At 61.8% G+C, this 19,167-nt stretch carries 20 protein-coding genes and 1 tRNA gene; 12 read left to right on the top strand and 9 right to left on the bottom strand.

The genetic code is table 11. The annotated features are described in order from the left end of the window. The first annotated feature begins 231 nt into the window (after positions 1 to 231). A complete protein-coding gene (locus tag NCT04_RS12460) occupies positions 232 to 882 on the top strand; it encodes an RNA pyrophosphohydrolase (protein WP_244826279.1) in 651 nt (216 codons plus the stop codon). Here the strand turns inward: NCT04_RS12460 and NCT04_RS12465 are convergent, their stop codons facing one another. Further along, the gene (locus NCT04_RS12465; protein ID WP_244828158.1) at positions 883 to 1,029 is read right to left on the bottom strand and encodes a hypothetical protein; all 147 of its coding nucleotides are present in this window, start codon (positions 1,027 to 1,029) and stop codon (positions 883 to 885) included. It abuts the gene before it with no gap. Between NCT04_RS12465 and NCT04_RS12470 the strand changes: the two genes are divergently transcribed. Next, on the top strand, positions 989 to 1,552 hold the full coding sequence (locus NCT04_RS12470) for a CNP1-like family protein (protein ID WP_370652138.1): 564 nt from the start codon (positions 989 to 991) through the stop codon (positions 1,550 to 1,552). The two genes, NCT04_RS12465 and NCT04_RS12470, sit on opposite strands and share 41 nt — an antisense overlap. A gap of 102 nt (positions 1,553 to 1,654) precedes the next feature. Here the strand turns inward: NCT04_RS12470 and proB are convergent, their stop codons facing one another. From proB to rplU, 4 genes are all read right to left on the bottom strand, one after another. Then, positions 1,655 to 2,773: a glutamate 5-kinase gene (gene proB / locus NCT04_RS12475; RefSeq protein WP_250465689.1), complete on the bottom strand. Its 1,119-nt coding sequence runs from the start codon at positions 2,771 to 2,773 to the stop codon at positions 1,655 to 1,657. 49 nt (positions 2,774 to 2,822) lie between these two features. Next, on the bottom strand, positions 2,823 to 3,941 hold the full coding sequence (gene cgtA / locus NCT04_RS12480; RefSeq protein ID WP_250465691.1) for an Obg family GTPase CgtA: 1,119 nt from the start codon (positions 3,939 to 3,941) through the stop codon (positions 2,823 to 2,825). A 210-nt stretch (positions 3,942 to 4,151) separates the two neighbouring features. Continuing rightward, the gene (rpmA, locus tag NCT04_RS12485) at positions 4,152 to 4,412 is read right to left on the bottom strand and encodes a 50S ribosomal protein L27 (protein WP_014192314.1); all 261 of its coding nucleotides are present in this window, start codon (positions 4,410 to 4,412) and stop codon (positions 4,152 to 4,154) included. Between the two features lie 52 nt (positions 4,413 to 4,464). After that, the gene (rplU, locus tag NCT04_RS12490) at positions 4,465 to 4,776 is read right to left on the bottom strand and encodes a 50S ribosomal protein L21 (RefSeq protein ID WP_244828118.1); all 312 of its coding nucleotides are present in this window, start codon (positions 4,774 to 4,776) and stop codon (positions 4,465 to 4,467) included. A 247-nt stretch (positions 4,777 to 5,023) separates the two neighbouring features. On the opposite strand from rplU, the gene NCT04_RS12495 reads away from it, so the two are divergent. The 9 genes from NCT04_RS12495 to NCT04_RS12535 all read left to right on the top strand — a co-directional run bounded on the left by NCT04_RS12495 (position 5,024) and on the right by NCT04_RS12535 (position 12,783). Next, the gene (locus NCT04_RS12495; RefSeq protein ID WP_244826283.1) at positions 5,024 to 6,016 is read left to right on the top strand and encodes a polyprenyl synthetase family protein; all 993 of its coding nucleotides are present in this window, start codon (positions 5,024 to 5,026) and stop codon (positions 6,014 to 6,016) included. A 41-nt stretch (positions 6,017 to 6,057) separates the two neighbouring features. Further along, a tRNA-Pro gene (locus tag NCT04_RS12500) sits at positions 6,058 to 6,134 on the top strand. A 159-nt stretch (positions 6,135 to 6,293) separates the two neighbouring features. Then, the gene (locus tag NCT04_RS12505) at positions 6,294 to 7,583 is read left to right on the top strand and encodes an HlyC/CorC family transporter (RefSeq protein WP_250465693.1); all 1,290 of its coding nucleotides are present in this window, start codon (positions 6,294 to 6,296) and stop codon (positions 7,581 to 7,583) included. Positions 7,584 to 7,657: 74 nt separating this feature from the next. Then, positions 7,658 to 8,851 (top strand): GspE/PulE family protein, encoded by a 1,194-nt coding sequence (locus tag NCT04_RS12510; protein ID WP_250465695.1) that lies wholly within the window; start codon positions 7,658 to 7,660, stop codon positions 8,849 to 8,851. Beyond that, positions 8,848 to 10,056: a type II secretion system F family protein gene (locus NCT04_RS12515; protein WP_250465696.1), complete on the top strand. Its 1,209-nt coding sequence runs from the start codon at positions 8,848 to 8,850 to the stop codon at positions 10,054 to 10,056. The genes NCT04_RS12510 and NCT04_RS12515 overlap by 4 nt, the downstream gene beginning before the upstream one ends. 31 nt (positions 10,057 to 10,087) lie before the next feature. Continuing rightward, positions 10,088 to 10,999, top strand: a complete 912-nt coding sequence (locus NCT04_RS12520; protein ID WP_250465699.1) for a prepilin peptidase — start codon at positions 10,088 to 10,090, stop codon at positions 10,997 to 10,999. Between the two features lie 16 nt (positions 11,000 to 11,015). Beyond that, positions 11,016 to 11,621, top strand: a complete 606-nt coding sequence (gene coaE, locus NCT04_RS12525; protein WP_250465701.1) for a dephospho-CoA kinase — start codon at positions 11,016 to 11,018, stop codon at positions 11,619 to 11,621. A 147-nt stretch (positions 11,622 to 11,768) separates the two neighbouring features. Further along, positions 11,769 to 12,524, top strand: coding sequence for a cell division protein ZapD (gene zapD / locus NCT04_RS12530; RefSeq protein ID WP_244826289.1), 756 nt, complete (start codon positions 11,769 to 11,771; stop codon positions 12,522 to 12,524). Positions 12,525 to 12,591: 67 nt separating this feature from the next. Then, the gene (locus tag NCT04_RS12535; RefSeq protein ID WP_244826290.1) at positions 12,592 to 12,783 is read left to right on the top strand and encodes a DNA gyrase inhibitor YacG; all 192 of its coding nucleotides are present in this window, start codon (positions 12,592 to 12,594) and stop codon (positions 12,781 to 12,783) included. Here NCT04_RS12535 and NCT04_RS12540 read toward each other — a convergent pair. From NCT04_RS12540 to secA, 4 genes are all read right to left on the bottom strand, one after another. Further along, a complete protein-coding gene (locus NCT04_RS12540) occupies positions 12,780 to 13,223 on the bottom strand; it encodes an NUDIX domain-containing protein (protein ID WP_250465704.1) in 444 nt (147 codons plus the stop codon). The genes NCT04_RS12535 and NCT04_RS12540 overlap by 4 nt on opposite strands. A 5-nt stretch (positions 13,224 to 13,228) precedes the next feature. Then, positions 13,229 to 14,092, bottom strand: a complete 864-nt coding sequence (locus tag NCT04_RS12545) for an ATP-binding protein (RefSeq protein WP_244826292.1) — start codon at positions 14,090 to 14,092, stop codon at positions 13,229 to 13,231. A gap of 26 nt (positions 14,093 to 14,118) precedes the next feature. Then, positions 14,119 to 15,360, bottom strand: coding sequence for a bifunctional glutamate N-acetyltransferase/amino-acid acetyltransferase ArgJ (argJ, locus tag NCT04_RS12550; RefSeq protein ID WP_284503181.1), 1,242 nt, complete (start codon positions 15,358 to 15,360; stop codon positions 14,119 to 14,121). Between the two features lie 171 nt (positions 15,361 to 15,531). After that, positions 15,532 to 18,345: a preprotein translocase subunit SecA gene (gene secA / locus NCT04_RS12560; protein ID WP_250465707.1), complete on the bottom strand. Its 2,814-nt coding sequence runs from the start codon at positions 18,343 to 18,345 to the stop codon at positions 15,532 to 15,534. A 288-nt stretch (positions 18,346 to 18,633) separates the two neighbouring features. Between secA and NCT04_RS12565 the strand changes: the two genes are divergently transcribed. Next, positions 18,634 to 19,128: a DciA family protein gene (locus NCT04_RS12565; protein ID WP_250465709.1), complete on the top strand. Its 495-nt coding sequence runs from the start codon at positions 18,634 to 18,636 to the stop codon at positions 19,126 to 19,128. Positions 19,129 to 19,167: the final 39 nt, after the last annotated feature.

The following is a 19,167-nucleotide window of genomic DNA, read 5'->3' on the forward strand; positions in this document are numbered from 1 at the left end:
AACGACGGGACGGACGACGGCTTTGTACGGAGCAGAGGCAGCGCGTCGATGCGCTACTTCGGCCAACGGAAGAAGATTTTGCCGCACGCGGAGTGCTCTGGCAAAAAGTCGCTTATGCGTGCTTCGAACCCGGGCTAATGACGAAGGCCGGTTCCGCGGGTTGATTCCAATACGCCGTGCCCGTTATCTGTTTATAATCAAAGCAATTTTAAAGGATTCGAAGGTGGTTGTATGCTGGATCGTGAAGGCTTTCGCCCGAACGTCGGCATCATCCTCTTGAACGCGCGCAACGAAGTGTTTTGGGGTAAGCGGCTGCGTGAACATTCCTGGCAGTTTCCGCAAGGGGGCATCAAGTACGGTGAGACCCCTGTGCAAGCGATGTATCGGGAGTTACACGAAGAAACCGGCTTGCTTCCGGAGCACGTCAAGGTCGTCGGTCGCACGCGCGACTGGCTGCGTTATGAGGTGCCGGATAAGTTCATCAAGCGCGAAGTGCGCGGACATTATCGCGGACAGAAACAGATCTGGTTTCTGCTGCGCATGGTGGGACGCGACTGTGACATTTGCCTGCGCGCGACGGACCATCCGGAATTCGATGCCTGGCGCTGGAACGAATACTGGGTCCCGCTGGATGCGGTAATCGAGTTCAAGCGTGACGTTTATCAACTGGCTCTGACCGAGCTATCCCGCTTCTTGCGGCGTACCAACTCCCGCGTCGAACGCGGCGAGCGCGTCGCGCATCACGGACCACGCTATCCACGCGTCGTCCAGACGATGACGATCGAAGCACCTGCCGTAACCGTCGCTGGCAACGAGGTTCAGGCAGAATGCACGATCAGCGAGGAAGTGCATATCATCGTGCAGCGGTCTTCGTGCGACTGATCACTGCGGTTCTTCTTTTACTTTGACACTGAGCACGGCACGGCGAGCAATTCGCCGTGCTGTTGCCGTATGCGCACCTGTTTTCGGGAAGATCGAATTGAAAGCCATTGGTTCATTTGCGTTGTCCGCTGCGGTATCCGTGGCCATGCTGGCCACGCTCGCTGCCTGCTCAAGCAACAAAGGCCCGTCCACACAGGACGATGGCGTCTTCACCTATCTGCTCGACCAGAAGCCGGAGTGGACCGAGGAAAAGGTCGATACGCTTCCGCCGCTGCCCGAAGCCTCGAATCTGCTTGCGTTCAACGTGTCGCAGAATACGCCGCTGATTTTCGCCGTCGACAAGACTTCGCTTTCGGTCGGCAAGGATGGCGTCATTCGCTATGTGATCGTCGCGACGAGCCCGAGCGGCGCGCGCAATGTGAATTACGAAGGCATTCGCTGCGATACCTACGAATGGCGCCGCTACGCGAGCATCAACGATAACGGTACGGCTTGGGATCGCGAGGTCGCATTCGACTTTCGCCGCATAGAGAATGGCGAATTGAATGCGTATCAGGCGGCGCTGTATCAGGATTATTTCTGCACGAGCAAACTGCCGGTCGGCACGGCCAAGCAGATCGCCAGCAACATTCAGTACAAGCGCACACAGAGTTCCATCAACGTGCGCTGAAGTTGGGTTGCGTTGAGTTTACGTTGAGTTGAGTTGCGTCGAACGTGCGCTCAACTCATGCGAAAAGGCCCGCTTTCAAGCGGGCCTTTTACGTATCAAGTCTCAGACGAGCACCAGATTATCGCGGTGAATCAGCTCCGGCTCCAGCATATAGCCGAGCACCGTTTCAATCTCGCCGCTCGGCCGCCGATGAATCAGCCGCGCTTCTGAACTGCTGTAATTCGTGATACCGCGCGCCACTTCGCGTCCTTCGTCGTCCAAACAGGCGATGACTTCGCCGCGATCGAACGCGCCCTTCACGTCGATCACGCCGATCGGCAGCAAGCTCTTGCCTTCGGCGATGACCTTCTGAACCGCGCCGTTGTCGATCACCACGTGACCGCGCATTTGAAGGTGATCCGCCATCCACTGCTTGCGCGCCGCAATGCGCGCCGTACGCGCGATGAGTTGCGTGCCGATCATCTCGCCGGAAGCGAGCCGCGTGAGCACATCGGCTTCGCGGCCGCTTGCGATCACCGTGTTCGCGCCGCTATGCGCCGCGCGCTTCGCCGCGAGAATCTTCGTCAGCATGCCACCGCGTCCGAGGCTCGAACCCGCGCCGCCCGCCATGGCTTCGAGTTCGGGCGTGCCGGCGTCCGCCTGTTCGACGAGCGTCGCGCTCGGGTCCTTGCGCGGATCGGCGGTAAAGAGGCCGCGTTGGTCGGTGAGAATGACGAGCGCGTCGCCTTCGATCAGATTCGCCACGAGCGCGCCGAGCGTGTCGTTGTCGCCGAACTTGATTTCGTCGGTGATGACCGTGTCGTTCTCGTTGATGATCGGCACCGCGCCCAGACGCAGCAGCGTGAGCAACGTGGAACGCGCGTTCAGATAGCGCTCGCGGTCGGCCAGGTCGGCGTGCGTCAGCAGAATCTGCGCGGTGCGAATGCCGTGCGCGCCGAAGCTGCTCTCGTAGACCTGCGCGAGCCCCATTTGCCCGACGGCGGCGGCGGCCTGCAATTCGTCGATTTCGCGCGGACGTTTGGTCCATCCAAGCCGATGAATGCCCTCCGCGATCGCGCCGGAACTCACCAGCACGACTTCCTTGCCCTGCTCGCGCAAGGCCGCGATTTGCGCCGCCCAGCGATTGATTGCCGCATGATCGAGCCCGCGCCCGTCGTTGGTAACGAGGCTGGACCCTACTTTCACTACGATTCGCTTCGCAGCGGCGATGACCGAACGCATCGTGCGCATTCTCCTCGGATGTCGCGGCCCACGCGGGCGGGCCGCGTCGTTACTCTTCGTCTTCGTCTACGTCTTTGTCTGCTTGCTCTTTCACAGGCGTGTCGCGAAAGCGCACGTCCGCCGCGAGATCCTCGGCCTCGGCCGCGCGCGACGCGTCCGAGTTCTGCGAAATGTAGTCGTAGATTGCGTAGATGAGCGCCTCGCAACCCTGACCGGTCAGCGCCGAAATCTCGTACACCGGCCCGGTCCATTCGAAACGCTCGACGAAGTCGTCGATACGCGCGCGACGTTCGTCTTCCGGCACCATGTCGAGCTTGTTCAGCACGAGCCAGCGCGGCTTTTCGTAGAGCGACTCGTCGTATTTGCGCAGTTCGTTGACGATGGCCTTCGCCTCGGCAACGGGATCGACGTTTTCATCGAACGGGGCGAGATCGACCAGATGCAACAGCACGCCCGTGCGCTGCAAGTGACGCAGAAAGCGATGCCCAAGCCCCGCGCCTTCCGCCGCGCCTTCGATCAGGCCGGGAATGTCCGCGATCACGAAGCTCTTGCTCGGACCCACGCGCACCACGCCGAGATTCGGCGCAAGCGTGGTGAAGGGATAATCGGCGATCTTCGGCCGCGCGTTCGACACCGACGCGATAAACGTGGATTTCCCCGCGTTCGGCATGCCGAGCAGACCGACATCCGCGAGCACCTTCAGCTCGAGCTTGAGCATGCGGCGCTCGCCCGGCTTGCCGTCGGTCTTCTGACGCGGCGCACGGTTCGTGCTCGACTTGAAATGTAGATTGCCGAGGCCGCCCGAGCCGCCTTGGGCAATCAGAATCTGCTGATTGTGTTCGGTCAGATCGGCGATGAGTTCGCCCGTGTCCTGATCCGTGATGATGGTGCCGACCGGCATGCGCAACGTGATGTCGTCGCCACCTTTGCCGTAGCAGTCCGCGCCACGACCGTTTTCGCCGTTGCGCGCCTGATGCTTCTTCGAGAACCGGTAGTCGATCAGCGTATTGATATTGCGATCCGCAACTGCGTAGACGCTGCCGCCGCGACCGCCGTCGCCGCCGTCCGGTCCGCCGAACGGGACGAATTTTTCGCGGCGCATCGACGCGCTGCCATCTCCCCCGTCGCCGGCGATGACTTCAATTCTCGCTTCGTCAATGAACTTCATGCGTTGCTCCGTCCCGTGTTTCTGCTCGATGAGACCGGAACAAGCATTGAAGCTCAAATTCCGGTCGAGATACTATTTTGCCGTGACTGACGTGCGCCAGCCATGGTGATGAAGAATTCCTGGCGATGCGGCGTTTCGCGCATCCAAAAAACAAAAGGCCCCGCGAACTTCGCGGGGCCTTTGTCGGTCCTGAAGCCCGTGCAGTAAAACTTAAGCTGCCGGGACGACGACGACCGTGTGCTTTCTTGCTGCGCCCTTCGTCACGAACTTGACGTGACCGTCGGCCAGCGCGAACAGCGTGTGATCCTTGCCGATGCCGACGTTTTCACCCGGGTGCATGCGCGTGCCGCGCTGGCGAACGATGATGCCGCCTGCGTTGATTGCCTGGCCGCCATAAACCTTCACGCCGAGGCGTTTCGATTCTGAGTCGCGGCCGTTGCGGGAAGACCCGCCTGCTTTTTTGTGTGCCATTTGATTAGCTCCTTAACCGATTTCCGCGTAACGATAACGATGCGACCACGCCTTAGGCGTTGATCGCGTCGATGCGCAGTTCGGTGTAGTTCTGGCGATGGCCAGCGTGCTTTTGGTAGTGCTTCCGGCGACGCATCTTGAAGATGGTCACTTTGGCATGACGACCTTGGGAGACCACGGTAGCCTTGACGGAAGCCCCACTGACCAGCGGCGCACCGAACTTAATCGATTCGCCTTCGCCTACTGCGAGAACCTGGTCGAGCGTGATTTCAGCGTCAATGTCTGCCGGTATCTGTTCTACTTTCAATTTTTCGCCAACGGCAACTTTGTACTGCTTGCCGCCGGTTTTTATGACCGCGTACATTGAGAACCTCACTCTGAATTCATTTTTCCACGCACCGCGCGAGGAAAACACGAGATTATACATAGGGTTAGAGGCTTCGTCAAAACGCATTGACAATCCCGTGCGTTGTGCATGACGGCGCGATCCTCGGCGAAAACAGTCCGATTTGACGCCGATTTCGCAGACAAACGCCTCCGATGCTCGCGCCCGACACGCGTGGTCAGTCGGATTCGCCTTATAATCCGCCGCATCACCTTATTAGCCGATCATGTCGTCCACCGCCACTTCCCCTCCCAACGCCGCCGCACTGCTTGCCCCGATCGCCGAGGACATGCAGCAGGTCAATCGCGTCATCCGGCAGCGCCTGGCATCAGAAGTGATGCTCATCAACCAGATTTCCGAGTACATCATCGGCGCGGGCGGCAAGCGCTTGCGGCCGGCGCTCTTGCTGCTCGTCGCGGGCGCGCTCGGGGACACGACGGGGCACCGGCATGAACTGGCTGCCGTGGTCGAGTTCATTCATACGGCGACGCTTCTCCACGACGACGTGGTCGACGAATCCGACCTGCGTCGCGGCCGCAAGACGGCCAATGCGCTCTTCGGCAATGCCGCGAGCGTGCTGGTCGGCGACTTCCTGTATTCGCGCTCGTTCGAAATGATGGTGACCGTCGGCAAGATGCGCGTGATGGAGATTTTATCCGTCGCGACCAACGTCATCTCCGAAGGCGAAGTGCTGCAGCTTCTGAACATGCACGATCCGGACGTGGACGAAGCGCGTTACATGCAGGTGATCCGCTACAAGACGGCGAAGCTTTTCGAAGCGGCGGCTCAGCTCGGCGCGGTACTTTCAGGCTCTGACGCGCGCACGGAAGCAGCGGCGGCGGAATTCGGCCGGCGCATCGGCACCGCGTTTCAGATCATGGACGACTGGCTCGATTACACCGGTACGCCTGAATCCATGGGCAAGAATGCCGGCGACGACCTGCGCGAAGGCAAGCCCACGCTGCCGCTCATCTATTTGATGGAGCACGGCACGCCGGAGCAAGCAACACTCGCGCGCGAGGCGATCGAGCAAGGCGGCACGGATCGATTCGATACAATCTTCCACGCCATTACGACTTCCGGCGCGCTCGATCACACGCTGGAGTGCGCGCGCAAGGAAGCGCACGCCGCGGCAAGCGCGATTTCTTCGTTTCCAGATTCCATTTACAAAGAAAGCCTGATAGAATTATGTTCTTACTCGACGTCGAGGCAGTCTTGAAACAGACTAAACCGCCTCTAAAGTCCAGGTAAAAACAAATTCGGGGTGTAGCTTAGCCTGGTAGAGCGCTACGTTCGGGACGTAGAGGCCGGAGGTTCGAATCCTCTCACCCCGACCAGAATTGCTGAAAAACCCGCATGGTCCGCCATGCGGGTTTTTTTTTGCGCGGCTGATTTACGCGTCTGCCATGGGTCCGCCAAGCGCGTGCACGCAGCAGGCAAGTCAATAAAACCGTCTGTTATAGTCGTCCCCATCACCGCCCCTACTCGATCAACGCGTGGACAACCTTCCCTTATGGGCGCAAATTTGCGCCATCTTTCTGCTGCTCATTCTTTCCGGTTTTTTCTCGATCTCCGAAACGTCGATGATGGCGCTCAATCGCCATCGGTTGAAGTTCCTTGCCAGTCACGGATCGCTGCGCGCGCGCACCACGCAAGGACTACTCGCCAAGACCGATCAACTGCTTTCGGTCATTCTCATCGGCAACAACCTGATCAATACGATCATCCCGGTTCTCACCACGTCGATTGCGCTCAAGACTTTCGGCCACAACAACATGGTCCTGTCGATCACGACGGGCATGGTCGCGTTTCTCATCATCGTGTTCGCAGAAATTGCGCCGAAAATAGTCGGCGCGACGTATCCCGAAAAAGTCGCGCTGCCCGCGAGCCTGATCCTTTCGCCGCTCATGCGCATCGCGCGGCCGCTCGTGTGGTTCGTAAATCTTTTCGCCAACGCCATTCTGAGCGCGTTGCACATCAACACGAAAGGCGGCCGCGATCAGCGCATTTCGCCGGAAGAATTGCGCACCATCGTGCTGGAATCGGGCAGTTTCATGCCGACCAAGCACCGCAGCATCCTGCTGAATCTGTTCGATCTGGAGAACATTTCCGTCGATGACGTGATGATCCCGCGCCGACGCATTGAAGCGCTCGACTTCGATGCGCCCTTCGACCAAATTCTGCATCAGCTCGAAACCTGCTATCACAATAAGCTGGTGGTGTTTCAGGGCGATATCGACCGCGTGCTAGGCGTGCTCCACGTGCGCAAGACCTTGTCCGCGCTGCATAACCAGGAACTCGAACGCGAGACGCTGCGCGCGCTGCTCGCCGAGCCTTACTTCGTGCCGACCGGAACGCCCGTGTTCCAGCAGCTTCAGTACTTTCAGGAAAGCGGCCAGCGAATCGCGATCGTCGTCAACGAATACGGCGAATTGCAGGGGCTCGTGACGCCGGAAGACATCATCGAAGAACTGATCGGTGAATTCACGACGACGATTCCGCGCGGCGCAGGTTCGCGGGGCGGCTGGGACGACAAAGGCGAGTGCATCGTGGCGGGCAGCATGCCGCTGCGCGAACTCAACCGCTGGCTCAAGCTGACCCTGCCGACCGATGGCCCCAAGACGCTCAACGGTCTGATCCTCGAAACGCTGGAGGACATTCCGGACGGCGACGTGTCGGTGCGCATCGCGGGCGTGTATTTCGAAGTCATGCGCAGCGACGATCAAGCCATCCGCACGGTCAAGATTTTCCGCCCCGTCGCGCCGGTCAAACGCCCGCAGCGTTAGCCATTCGGACGACTACGCACGCGCCGTGCGCCGCGAGATGATCGGAGCCTTCCGACATCGACCGGCTCACGCGCATGAATTCTCCCTTTCGCCTTGCTTCAACCGCCGATCCGGCACCCGAGTCCCCTTCCGATCAAGACGCGCCCGCGGTCACGCTCGTCGCCGATACGTTGCGCGAAGCGGCGTCGCGCGGCGCGTCCGATGTCCACATCGAGCCGGGCGAGCATGGCTGGCGCGTTCGTTTGCGTGTCGATGGCGTGCTCCATGTGTTGCGGCATCCGCCAACGCATCTGCGCGATGCCGTCATCACGCGAATCAAGGTGCTGGCGCGGATGGATATCGCCGAGCGGCGCGTACCACAGGACGGGCGGCTGCGCCTCGCGCTGGCGGGCGGGCAGATTGGCGACTATCGCGTGAGTTCGCTGCCGACCGTGTTCGGCGAAAAGTTGGTATTGCGCAGGCTCGACGCGCTGCCGCCCGCTCTTTCGCTCGATGCCCTCGGGCTCGATGCGCAGCAAAGCCGCACGGTCGAGTCCGCCATTCGCGCGCCGCATGGTCTCGTGCTCGTGACGGGTCCGACCGGCAGCGGCAAAACGCTCTCGCTCTATTGTTTCCTGCAGATGCTCAACGCCGAGGCGCGCAACATCTGCTCGGTCGAGGACCCGGTGGAGATTCAACTCGCGGGTATCAATCAGGTGAACGTGCGCGACAAGGCGGGGCTCAACTTCGCCGTCGCCTTGCGCGCGTTCATGCGGCAAGACCCGGACATCGTGATGGTCGGGGAAATCCGCGATGCCGAAACCGCCGACGTCGCCGTGAAAGCCGCACAGACCGGCCATCTCGTGCTCTCGACGCTGCACACCAACGACGCGCCCGCGGCTATCGCACGGCTGATCGATATCGGCGTCGCGCCGTATAACCTCGCATCCGCGCTGCGGCTCGTCACCGCGCAAAGGCTCGTGCGCAAGCTGTGCGAGGCGTGTCGCGCGCCCGCGCCACTTACGCTAGACGACGGCATCCGGCCGTTCGAGCCGCGTGGGTGTCCGGCGTGTCATGGCATCGGATATCGCGGGCGCGTCGGCGTGCATCAGGTGATGCCGGTTTCCGATGACATCCGCGAACTCATCGTCGGACGCGCGGCGACGCACGCCATTGCCCGCACGGCGCAACTGCACGGCATGCCCGCCTTGCGCGATGCCGCTTTCGCACGCGTTCGCGAGGGCGTGACGAGCGTCGCGGAAGCCACCGAGGCCACGGAAATCGCATGATGCGCGACGAATCCACGGACACGCGCTTCGCGTGGCGCGGCGTCGATGCCGACGGCCGGCGCCGCAGCGGCAAGACCATCGCCGCCGATGCCGCATCGGCGCGCGCGTCGCTTCGGTCCAACGGCGTGATCGTCATCGGGCTGGAGGCACTCGGCCGGGCCCCGGCGCCGCGCACGAAAGGGATCGAGATCACGGTCTTTACGCGTCAGCTCGCCGGTTTGCTGCGCGCGGGACTGCCGCTCGCAAATGCGCTCGACATGCTATCCAATGCCGGTTCGCGCGGCGGATTGACACGTCTCATGCGCACGCTCGCCCGCGACATTACACGCGGCGTGCCGTTTTCGGCGGCGCTAGCGCGTCATCCCGCTTCGTTCGATGCGCTGTATTGTCAGCTCGTCGCGGTCGGCGAAGTGGCGGGCGCGCTGCCTGCCGTACTCGGACGTATCGCCGATGACCGCGAGCGCAGCGCGTCGCAACGCGCGAAGCTGCGGGCCGCGCTGACCTATCCGGTGATGGTGCTACTGCTGTCGCTCGCGATCACGGCGGGGCTGCTGATCGGCGTCGTGCCGACCTTCAAGACGATCTTCGACGGCTTCGGCGCCGCCCTGCCCGCGCCGACCCGCTTCGTGCTCGCGCTATCGGACGGCGTCGCGCGTCATGGCGTGCCGTTCGTGGTGGTTTGCGCGTGCGTGGCGCTGATCGGCGTACATCGGCTGAAGCGGTCACCGCAGGCGCGACGGCGCGCGGATCTCGCCGCGCTGCGTTTGCCGCTCGCGGGCACGTTGCTGCGCTCGCTTGCAGTGGCGCGCTGGAGCCGCGCGCTCGGCACGCTGCTCGCGGCCGGCACGCCACTCTCCGACGCATTCGATTCGCTCACTCAGGCCACCGGAAATCGCGTGTTCGACGACGCCACCGTGGAGATCGCCGTGCGTCTGCGGCGCGGCGAGCGTCTCGCGGCCGCCATGCGCGCGCTGCGGTGCTTCCCCGATGACGTCGTACAGCCGATCGCCGTCGCCGAGGAATCCGGCTCGCTCGACGCCATGCTGCTCGATCTCGCGAGCCTTGCCGACCGGCAGGTGGACGATCGCATCGGCACCTTTGCGAGTCTGTGCGAACCCGTGGTGATCGCCGTGCTGGGCGCGCTCGTGGGCGGTCTCGTCATCGCGATGTATCTTCCCATCATTCAGCTCGGCAACGTGGTGTAGCATCGCGGGCCAAAGCCATCGTTTCACTAACATGCAGCCTTTGTTCGATCCATCCGCCGTTCATTACGCCAGCCGCTATTTCGCGGCTTTTGCCGCGCTTCCGTACGCCGTTCAGTACGGCTTCGCCATCGTGTTCGGCCTCGTGATCGGCAGCTTTCTCACCGTCGTCGTGCACCGCTTGCCGGTCATGCTCGAACGCGCCTGGCGCGCCGAAGTCGATGCAGCGCTTCCAAATGCTCCGCAGCCCGAAGGCGATTCCTACCCAGAACGCTTCAACCTTGCCGTGCCGCGCAGTGCGTGCCCTCATTGCGGTCACGTCCTGCGCGCGTGGGAAAACATTCCCGTCGTCAGCTATCTCGCTCTGCGTGGAAGATGCGCGTCATGCGGCGCGCGCGTAAGCCCGCGTTATCCGCTGATCGAACTGACGACGGCCACGTTCGCCGCGCTTTCGCTCTACGCGTTCGGACCGGACTGGCCCGCGTTCGCCGCGTTCGGGCTGTGCGCGACGCTCTTGGCGGCCAGTCTCATCGATTACGACACGCGCTATTTGCCCGATGTGCTGACGCTGCCTCTGCTTTGGGCCGGGCTCATCGTCAATTTCGGCGCGGGCGGGTTTGCGACCCTGCACGATGCCGTGACCGGCGCCATCGCGGGCTACCTTTTCCTGTGGTGCGTCTACTGGCTCTTCAAACTCGCGCGCGGCGTCGAAGGCATGGGCTATGGTGACTTCAAGCTACTCGCGGCTATCGGCGCGTGGCTCGGCTGGGAAGCGCTTGCGCAGGTCGTGCTGATCTCGGCGGTCGCGGGCGCGGCCTTCGGCATCGTGGCGACGTGGCGCGGGCGCATGCGCTTCGAAGAACCGCTGCCGTTCGGGCCGTTCCTCGCGGCGGGCGGCGCGATCACGCTTTTTATCGGTACGCCGCTTTATGCTTTGTTCGGATGACGACAAGGAGCCACGGATGTTCAGCATCGGTCTGACGGGCGGCATCGGCAGCGGCAAAAGCACGGTCGCTGATCTTTTCGCGGCGCGCGGCGTGCCGCTAGTCGATACCGATCTCATCGCGCATCAGGTGACAGCGCCGGGCGGCGTCGCGATGCCGCTTATCGCGAATGAGTTTGGCCGAGAGTTCGTTGCAACCGACGGCTCGCTCGACCGCACGAAAATGCGCACGCTCGTCTTCTCCGACGATACCGCGAAGGCCCGGCTCGAAGGCATCGTGCATCCGCTGATTCGCGCGGAGACCGAGCGTCAGCGGCAGGCTGCAACGGGCGCGTATCACATCGTCGTCGTACCGCTTCTGGTGGAATCGGGCAACTGGAAGACGCGAGTGTCACGCGTGCTGGTGGTCGATTGCCCGGTGGAAACGCAGATCGCGCGCGTCATGCGGCGTAATGGCTTTGCGCGCGAACAAGTGCTTGCGATCATTGCGAAGCAGGCAACGCGGAAAGCACGCCTCGAAGCAGCGGACGATATCGTCATAAACGATGAAACATCCACGCTGGACACGCTCGCCCGTCATGTCGACACCTTGCACGCCCGCTATCTCGCGCTGGCGTCCGAATGAGCGTTCGTTGCGGCCGGCATGGGCGAAATTATCGAAATGCTTCGAAATCGACCTAAATGTGGCGCGATTTGCTAGGGTAGGGATGCAGCATTAGAATGTCCTGACTTCCCTGCCGGGGAAGCAACCGACCTACGCCGAGGCGAGCGCTTGATCCTTTACGAGTATCCCTTCAACGAGCGAATCCGGACGCTGTTGCGTCTCGAAGACCTGTTCGAGCGCTTCACGTTCTTTCTGACTCAGGAAGATCCGCGGGAGCATCATGTCGCGTTGATCACGCTCTTCGAGATCGCCGAAGTCGCGGGCCGTACGGACCTCAAAGCCGATCTCATGAAGGAACTGGAGCGCCAGCGCCAGACGCTCGCGCCCTTTCGCGGCAATCCCGGGATCGAACAAGAAGCGCTGGAAGCGGTGCTGGGCGAGATCGAACAGACGCTCGCGGGCCTTGCGGACATGCACGGCAAGACCGGCCAGCATCTTGCGGACAACGAGTGGCTCGCAAGTATTCGTAGTCGTACGATCATTCCCGGCGGTACGTGCAAATTCGATTTGCCCTCGTATTACGCGTGGCAGCAGTTGCCGGTGGAAGAGCGCCGGCAGGACATCGCCAAATGGGTCATGCCCATGCTCGCTTTGCGCGACGCCGCCGCCATCGTATTGCGGCTTGCGCGCGAATCCGGCCAGGCGTCTAAAGTCATGGCCATGCAGGGCAGCTATCAGCAGATGTTGTCCGGCAGAACGTATCAACTAATGCAGGTGCGGGTGTCGCAAGAAGTTCGCGTGATTCCCGAAGCAAGCGCAAACAAGTACATGCTGTGGGTGCGTTTCACCGTGCAGGACGGCGATCTCAAGCCGCGCGCCGTCGATGTCGACGTGCCCTTTCATCTGACGCTTTGCAGCCTTTGAACCCGAGCATTTCCGTTTCGTATCGAGGATAGATCGAAGCCCGCTCCATTCGTTACGTCTCATCGTCATGACCACTGTCGTCAAATGCCCGACCTGCGCCAAGGAAGTTCGCTGGGTACCGGAAAACCGTTTTCGTCCTTTCTGCTCTGAGCGTTGCAAGCAGATCGATCTGGGCGCCTGGGCCACCGAAAAGTACAAGATCGGAGGCAACGCCCAGGAAACGCCGCCTGACGACGACACGCGCGGCAGCCTGAACTAAGCTTCTTCGGCGAGCCATTCCAGAATGGGAATGGCTGCAGGCAGCAGCGGCGCCACGTCCACCGGCAGAGTCTGCCAAGAGATAGCCTGCCCTTCGCGCCCGAGCGGCTCGCCCTTCCACTCCGTCACTTTGCAGAAAAACAGCCGCACGTAGGCATGCGGATAATCGTGTTCGAGCGTGCGCCAAAGTTCACAGGCGACCACGTCGATACCCAGCTCTTCATGCAACTCCCGGCCAAGCGCAGCCTCGACGCCCTCTCCTCTTTCCAGCTTGCCGCCCGGAAATTCCCAGTAACCTTCGTATGGCTTGCCCGGCGGACGCTGCGCAAGCAGATAGCGCCCGTCCGGCTGAACCATGACGCCGACGGCCACTTTCGTCACCTTGCGGCCATCGGGCGCAAGATCGATGGTCGCCTCGTTCTCGTGCCTGGCGTCGGTCATGTCCGTCATTGCTTGCGTCCCGACCAGTCGCGCGCGAACTGCCATGCAACACGGCCCGAACGCGAACCGCGCTCGAGCGCCCAGACGAGCGCATCGCCACGAGCGCCGGCAATCTCGGCTTCATCGACGCCGAAATGCTTCAGCCAATGGCCGACGATCGCCAGATAATCGTCCTGCTTGAATGGATAGAAGCTCACCCACAGCCCGAAACGCTCCGACAGCGAAATCTTCTCTTCGACGACTTCGCCCGGATGAATCTCGCCATCGGACGTGTGCTTGTACGTCTCGTTTTCGCTCATGTACTCGGGCATCAAGTGACGGCGATTCGACGTCGCGTAAATGAGCACGTTGTCAGACTGCGCGGCAACCGAGCCGTCGAGCGCGACTTTGAGCGCCTTGTAGCCAGACTCGCCTTCCTCGAAGGAAAGATCGTCGCAGAACACGATGAAGCGTTCCGGTCGCGTTGAAATGAGATCGACGATATCGCCAAGGTCGTGCAAATCGTCTTTGTCGACTTCGATCAGACGCAGGCCGTCTTTCGAATACGCGTTCAGGCAAGCCTTGATGAGCGACGATTTACCCGTGCCGCGCGCGCCCGTCAGCAACACATTGTTGGCGGGCAGCTTCTGCACGAACTGACGCGTATTCTGTTCGATCAGGCCTTTCTGACGGTCGATGTTCTGGAGATCATCCAGCGCAATCTGCGAAACAGCCGTCACCGGCTGCAGATAGCCGCGCCCCTGGCGCTTGCGCCAGCGAAACGCCACTGCGGATTCCCAGTCGATTTCCGGCGCCGCGGGCGGCAACATGCCTTCGATGCGCGCCAGCACCGCTTCGGCACGCGTGAGGAATTGTTCGAGCTTGTCCATGGTGTCTTTTTCTTGGGCGCGCCGGATCAGGAGCGATAGTCGGCGTTGATGCTCACGTAATCGTGCGAAAGGTCACAGGTCCAAACGGTGGCTTGTGCGTCGCCACGGCCGAGCAGCACGCGAATCGCGATCTCGCTCTTTTTCATCACGCGCTGGCCGTCTTCCTCGCGATACTCGGGGTTACGCCCGCCCGCTTTCGCGACGAGCACGTCGTCGAGGTAAAGATCGACCTTGCCGACGTCGAGGTCCGCCACGCCCGCATAGCCGATTGCCGCGAGAATACGCCCGAGATTAGGGTCCGACGCATAGAACGCGGTCTTCACGAGCGGTGAATGGCCGATTGCATAAGCAATCTGGCGGCATTCCGCGACGTCCTTGCCGCCTTCGACGGTGATCGTCATGAACTTGGTCGCGCCTTCGCCATCGCGCACGATGAGCTGCGCCAGTTCTTGTGCGACGGCAGTGACTGCATCGCGCAAAGCAGCGTAAGCGGGTGAATCCGTCGAAGTGATTGCCGGCAGGCTCGATTTGCCCGACGCGATCAGGATGAATGAATCGTTGGTCGAGGTATCGCCGTCGATGGTGATGCAGTTGAACGAGCGATCCGCAACGTGCCTCACCAGTTCGTCGAGCACGGGTTGCGCGACGTTGGCATCGAAGGCGAGGAAACCGAGCATGGTGGCCATGTTCGGCTTGATCATGCCCGCGCCCTTGCTGATGCCCGAAAAGGTCACCGTGTGGTCGTCGATCCGCACCTGACGCGACGTGGCTTTCGGCAGCGTGTCCGTGGTCATGATGGACTGCGCGGCTTCGAACCAGTGCGCGGCCTGCTGATTGGCCAGCGCGGCAGGCAAGCCCGCTTTCAGACGATCGAGCGGTAGCGGCTCGAGAATCACGCCCGTGGAGAACGGCAGGATCTGCTGCGCGTCGAGGTTCGCGAGGCGCGCAAGCTCCGCGCAAGTCTCGCGAGCGATCACGAGGCCCGGCTCGCCGGTGCCCGCATTCGCGTTGCCCGTGTTGATGACGAGCGCGCGAATGCCCTTGCCGCCCGCGCGAACGGCTTCGAGATGCTCGCGGCAGACGATTACCGGCGCGGCGCAAAAACGATTTTGCGTGAACACACCCGCCACGGTCGCGCCTTCATCGACGCGAATGACCAGCACGTCCTTGCGGTTGGGCTTGCGAATGTTCGCCTCGGCCCAGCCTAGCGTGACGCCGGCGACGGGATGAAGCGCTGCGGGATCGATCGAGGGGAAATTGACGGCCATGTTCGCGACTCAGCTGTAGGTGACGCGTGCCGGTGAGAAGACCAGGCCGGCACAGGATGAAGGACTGACGCGCGCCGGGAGCGGAGCGACGCCGTGAAACGCGCGCGAAAGCGCCAGATGGACAAACGACGCATTGCTGCGTCGCTTGGTCCGTTTCGTCTGAGCAGCCTATTAAGCCAGCTTGCCGTGACAGTTTTTGTACTTCTTCCCGCTGCCGCACGGGCACGGGTCGTTGCGGCCGACCTTCGGCAGATCGTCGGCTGAACGTGTGACGACGCTGACGTCGTCGCCTGCGGACATAGCCTGATTGACCATCTGCGCGGCGGCGGATGCCGCCACCGCGGCGGGCGCGGGCGCTGCCGCCGGCGCGTTGAAGTCCGCGTGCGTGAACGACACGTTCTCCAGATGGCTGCCGCGCTCTTCGTACTGTTCGGCGGCTTCTTCGAGCTGCTCCGGCGACTGGATCTGCACGTTCATCACGACGCGCGTGACTTCCTGCTTGACCTCGTCGAGCATGGCCGCGAAGAGTTCGAACGCCTCGCGCTTGTATTCCTGCTTCGGGTTCTTCTGCGCATAGCCGCGCAGATGGATGCCCTGACGCAGATGATCGAGCGCGGCCAGATGTTCGCGCCAGCGGCTGTCGAGCGTCTGCAGCATGATCGAGCGTTCGAACGCGCTGAATGAATCGCGGCCGACCATGGCGACCTTCGCCTCGTACGCTTCGTCGGCGGCGGCGAGCACGGCTTCGTTGATTTCCTCGGCGTCGATGGAGTTCGACTCGTTGATCATCTCCTGCACGGCGAGATCGAGCGACCAGTCATTGCGCAGCACTTCTTCGAGCTCGGGCGCGTCCCACTGTTCCTCGATACTGCCCGCCGGCACGAAGTTGCGCACCAGGTCGCCGATCACGCTCTGACGCATGGCCGCGATGGTTTCCTGCACGTCCGTCGCTTCCAGCAACTCGTTGCGCTGCTGATAGATCACCTTGCGCTGATCGTTGGAGACGTCGTCGTATTCGAGCAGTTGCTTCCGGATGTCGAAGTTGCGCGCTTCCACCTTGCGCTGCGCCCCTTCGATCGACCGCGTGACCATGCCCGCTTCGATCGGCTCGCCTTCCGGCATCTTCAGGCGGTCCATGATCGCGCGCACGCGGTCGCCCGCGAAAATGCGCAGAAGCGGATCATCCAGCGAAAGATAGAAGCGCGACGAACCCGGATCGCCCTGACGGCCCGCGCGGCCGCGCAACTGGTTGTCGATACGGCGCGATTCATGCCGCTCGGTCCCGATGATATGCAGGCCGCCCGCTTCCTTCACGGTGTCATGCAGCATCTGCCATTCGTCGTGCAGCTTCTGAATCAGCCGGGCCTTTTCGCCTTCGGCAATCGAAAGATCCGCCTCGATGAACGAAGCCTGCTTCTCGACATTGCCGCCAAGCACGATGTCCGTGCCGCGACCGGCCATGTTGGTCGCAATGGTCACGGCGCTCGGACGCCCCGCTTCCGCGACGATGGCCGCTTCGCGCGCGTGCTGCTTCGCGTTCAGCACTTCGTGGCGAATGCCTGCCTGAGTGAGCAAGCCGGAGAGCAATTCCGACGCTTCGATGGACGTCGTGCCGACGAGCGTTGGCTGACCGCGTTCGACGCACTCGCGAATGTCGCGGATGACGGCGTCGTAACGTTCCTTCGATGTCTTGTAGATCTGATCCTGCTTGTCGACACGCTTCGGCGCCCGGTTGGTCGGGATCACGACCGTTTCCAGACCGTAGATTTCCTGGAACTCGTAGGCTTCCGTGTCAGCCGTGCCGGTCATGCCGGACAGCTTGGAATACATGCGGAAATAGTTTTGCAGCGTGATGGAAGCGAGCGTCTGGTTTTCGCTCTGGATCTGCACGTGCTCCTTGGCTTCCACTGCCTGATGCAGACCGTCCGACCAGCGGCGGCCCGTCATCATGCGGCCCGTGAATTCGTCGACAATAACGACCTCGCTGCCCTGCACGACATAGTGCTGATCGCGGAAGAACAGCGTGTGCGCGCGCAAAGCGGCGTACACGTGGTGCATCAAGGTGATGTTCTGCGGCGCGTAGAGACTTTCGCCCTCGCCGATCAAACCCCATTCGGCAAGCAGACGCTCCGCCTTTTCATGGCCCGATTCGGTGAGGAACACTTGACGCGCTTTCTCGTCGAGCGTGTAGTCGCCCGGCTTTTCGACGCCCGTGCCGTCCGCCTTCTCCTCGCCGATCTGCTGTTCGAGCAGCGGCGGGAGCGCATTCATGCGCACGTAGAGGTCGGTGTGATCTTCGGCCTGACCGGAAATGATGAGCGGCGTACGCGCTTCGTCGATGAGGATCGAATCCACTTCATCGACGATGGCGAAGTTGAGCGGCCGCTGCACGCGCGCGTTGGTCTCGTAGACCATGTTGTCGCGCAGATAGTCGAAGCCGAATTCGTTGTTCGTGCCGTAAGTGATGTCCGCCGCGTAGGCTTCCTGCTTCTGGCCGTGTTCCATTTGCGACAGATTCACGCCGCACGAAAGACCCAGGAAGTTGTAGAGACGCGCCATCCATTCGGCGTCGCGTTGCGCGAGGTAGTCGTTCACCGTCACGACGTGCACGCCGCGGCCCGACAGCGCGTTCAGATACGCGGCGAGTGTGGCGACGAGCGTCTTGCCTTCGCCCGTGCGCATTTCCGCGATCTTGCCGTAATGCAGCACCATGCCGCCGATCAACTGGACGTCGAAGTGGCGCATTTTCAGGACGCGCCGACTCGCTTCGCGACAGACCGCGAATGCCTCGGGCAGAAGCACGTCGAGCGATTCGCCGCTCGCGACGCGCTGGCGGAACTCGTCCGTCTTCGCGCGTAGCTGATCGTCCGTGTATTTCTCGACGGTCGGCTCGAGGGCGTTGATCGCCACAACGGTCTTTTGGTACTGCTTGACCAGCCGCTGATTGCGGCTGCCAAAAATCTTCTGAAGGAAACCGGTGGTCATCGGATCAGTGTCTGCGTCGCGGCTTCGGATGGGCGCATGTTGCTTGCTGCGTCCGAGTTCGGAGAACCCCGGCGACTTAAGTCCATTGGGTGAAATCGAATCGGGAATTTTAGCACGCGAGTTTGGCAGACCTTACGTCCGCGTGGGCTCGCGCGCGTCGGGGGAACGCGACAGTCAACCGTTTGAAAGTTTGTTCCGGCGCGGTTGCCGAATAAGGCTTGCGCGTCGGGGAAGCGCGCGGGCGCGCGTTACAATCGAACCATTGCGTCGGGCGTTCTCAAGCCAAAAATGAGCCGTTTTTCTACAAATTCAAGATCTGGACCGCAGCGGTTCGATCCGCGCAAGCCACAGGCGCTGGCCGATGTCCTCGATCGCACCGATGCCTTTCGCGCATTGCGGGCGGGCGTCGAGCAAGTGGCGGCGCTGCAGCGCGATCTGAGCACGCTCCTGCCGGATTATCTCGCGGCCAATGTCGAGCCCGGTTTCATCAAGGATGGCGTGCTAGCGCTTTTCGCCGCGCATAACGCGCTCGCGGCGCGGCTGCGCCATATCGAGCCCACTTTGCTCGCCGATTTGCAGCAACGCGGCTGGGCGGTCAACTCGCTGAGAGTGCGCGTGCGTCCGCAATCGATGCAGGACGCGGTGCCGCCCAAGCAAGCGCGGATGTCGGCGGCGGGTGCATCGGCGCTGCACGAGCTTGCCGAGATGCTCGCGCCTTCGCCGCTGCAGGAAGCGCTCGCGAAAATGGCCGCGCGTCATCAAGGCAAAGGCAAAAAAAAATGAGCGATGCTTTCGCACCGCTCATTCGCTTGAAACTCGCTG

This window comes from Caballeronia sp. GAFFF2 (assembly GCF_023631485.1).
Lineage (GTDB): Bacteria > Pseudomonadota > Gammaproteobacteria > Burkholderiales > Burkholderiaceae > Caballeronia.